This is a genomic window from Oerskovia sp. NPDC056781, from assembly GCF_042789955.1.
In the GTDB taxonomy this organism is placed as follows: Bacteria; Actinomycetota; Actinomycetes; order Actinomycetales; family Cellulomonadaceae; genus Oerskovia; species Oerskovia rustica.
On the sequence record NZ_JBHUAD010000353.1, the window covers coordinates 1 to 2684 of the forward strand.

Annotated in this window: 2 protein-coding genes; one reads left to right on the plus strand and one right to left on the minus strand. The window is 72.1% G+C overall.

The annotated features are described in order from the left end of the window. The first annotated feature begins 138 nt into the window (after positions 1-138). Positions 139-1290, plus strand: a complete 1152-nt coding sequence (gene glf / locus ACFRCR_RS18235; RefSeq protein ID WP_377679571.1) for a UDP-galactopyranose mutase — start codon at positions 139-141, stop codon at positions 1288-1290. 59 nt (positions 1291-1349) lie between these two features. Here the strand turns inward: glf and ACFRCR_RS18240 are convergent, their stop codons facing one another. Then, on the minus strand, positions 1350-2564 hold the full coding sequence (locus tag ACFRCR_RS18240; RefSeq protein ID WP_377679573.1) for a DUF916 domain-containing protein: 1215 nt from the start codon (positions 2562-2564) through the stop codon (positions 1350-1352). Positions 2565-2684: the final 120 nt, after the last annotated feature.

The window sequence follows — 2684 nt, forward strand, 5'->3', positions numbered from 1 at the left end:
GCGCTATATGCTGCAGTCCTTCGAGCTCGTCGGCGCCCGTGACCTCGATCCCGAGACTCCCGGTGAGGTTCCCGGGCCGCACGGACGCCCCTCGACGCAGGTGCGCCGAGCGACGTGACGGCCGGTTCAGCTGGGAGCATGATGACGGATCTCGTGGTGGTGGGAGCAGGCTTCTTCGGCCTGACCGTGGCGGAGCGTCTCGCGACGCAACGTGGGCTCAAGGTCCTCGTGATCGACCGCCGGTCGCACATCGGGGGGAACGCGTACAGCGCGACCGAGCCCGAGACGGGGATCGAGGTGCACCAGTACGGGGCGCACCTCTTCCACACCTCGAACGAGCGCGTGTGGGAGTACGTCAACCGGTTCACGCGGTTCACCTCGTACGTGCACCGCGTCTACAGCACGCACCGCGGCGAGGTGTACCCCCTGCCGATCAACCTGGGGACCATCAACCAGTTCTTCCGCAGCGCCCTCGGTCCCGACGCCGCGCGCGCCCTGATCCGCGAGCAGGCGGCCGAGCTCGGTGGGAGGACCCCGCAGAACCTGGACGAGCAGGGTGTGAGCCTCATCGGGCGCCCGCTCTACGAGGCGTTCGTCCGCGACTACACGGCCAAGCAGTGGCAGACGGACCCCCGGGACCTGCCGGCGTCGGTCATCTCCCGCCTCCCGGTCCGGTACACGTACGACAACCGCTACTTCGCCGACACCTACGAGGGCCTTCCCGTCGACGGGTACACGGCGTGGCTCGAACGCATGGCCGACCACCCGAACATCACCGTGCAGCTCGGCACCGACTTCTTCGACGCCTCGCAGCCAGTGAACAAGCAGGCTGTCGTCGGCCACGTCCCGGTCGTGTACACAGGGCCTGTGGACCGCTACTTCGACCACTCCGAGGGCGAGCTCTCGTGGCGGACGCTCGACTTCGAGCAGGAGGTCCTGCCCGTGGGCGACTTCCAGGGCACCTCCGTCATGAACTACCCGGACGCCGACGTGCCCTACACCCGGATCCACGAGTTCCGGCACTTCCACCCGGAGCGCAACTACCCGACCGACAGGACCGTCATCATGCGGGAGTTCTCCCGCTTCGCCGAGCGGACCGACGAGCCCTACTACCCGGTCAGCACCGCGGCCGACCGCGAACGGCTCGCGGCCTACCGTCGCCTGGCCGAGGGCGAGCCTGAGGTCTTCTTCGGCGGTCGCCTGGGCACCTACCAGTACCTCGACATGCACATGGCGATCGGGTCGGCGCTCTCGACGGTCGACAACCGGCTCGCCCCGTTGTTCTCCTGAGCCCGGCCAGGTGGGGGGGCACGCCAGTCGGCCACGGCGCGCCAGTCGGCCGGCGCACGTCAGGCGACGGGCTGCTCGTCGCGCTCCTTGAGGGCCTGGGCCACGGCCTCGGCGACCTTGCGCTCGTCACGGGCACGGCGCCGTCGGGCAGCGCGCCGCCACAGGACGACCGCCCCGACGAGCAGGACGAGCAGCGCGAGGGCGGCCCACGGCACCGCGAGCGTCGACGCCGAGGCCGTCGCGGGGGCCACGACCGGGACGGTGTCCGCGTCGGTCGCGCCGATCGCCGTGACGACCTCCGCGGTCACCCGCACGTCCGCCGAGACCCGGCCGAGCGGCCACACGCCGTCGACCGTCACGGTGCGGGTCACCGACGTCCCGGGGAGCAGCTCGGGGAGCTCGACGCGGGGGGCGCTCTGCGCGCCGGCCCCCCACGGCCCCGCGACCCGCACGACCTGACCGGCGGCCAGGCGCGTGTTTCCGTCGTTCGTGACGGTGAACGTCACGGTCGCGTCCCCCGCGGCGAACGGGTTGAGCGTGCCGTCGTAGGTGACCGAGACGTCGTCGAGCACGACGGCCGGGACCAGGTCGCCCGCGACGCGCAGGTGCATGCGCGAGCCCAGGCGGCGGTCGACGCTCACGCCCTCGGCGTTCTCGACCAGCAGCGAGGACACGACACCTGCCGCGTAGTCGCCCGGTGTCGCGTCGGCCGGGACGGTCAGGGTGAACGGGACGACCACGCTGTCGCCACCGTCGACCGTGACCTCCTCGCCCGCGAAGGACACCCAGGCGCCGAGCGCGGAGGACTCCTCACCCGCCGGCAGCAGGTCGAGCTCGCCCGCTTCCGTCATGAACCCGTCGGCCGCGTAGACGCGGAACGTCAGCGGGCCCTGCGTGTAGTTGGAGACGATGATCCCGTCGTCCAGGCTCGCACCCGGCTCCAGGGAGTAGGCGTAGTTGGGACGCTCGGTGCCGTGCACGGTGTCGGCGGGGCGCACACCCCAGGTCACCGGCGTGGCGGCAGGGTCCTCCGGCCCGACGGCGGCGCTCACCGCGTGCGGGAGCGCGGCGGACCGCGAGGAGAGAGCCAGGGCGGACGCGCCCGGGGCCAGCAGCGAGACGAGCAGGCCCACGACGAGGGTCGCCGCGAGGACGGCGAGGATCCACAGGGCGTGGCTGTGGCCGTTCTCCCGCTGGTGCGCGCGCACGTTGGTCAGTGCGGACCGCCCGTCGGCGTCCCGCTCGGGCCGGAGGAAGTGCTGCTGCATCGCCATGGTCGTGCCTGCTTTCGTGAGGTCCGACCGGTGAGGTCGGGTCGTCCGACCCGTCCGGCGGCTGTCCGGGCGGGTCGGGCGGGCTGTCGAGCGGTGGTGCCGGCCGGCCTGTGGAGGGAC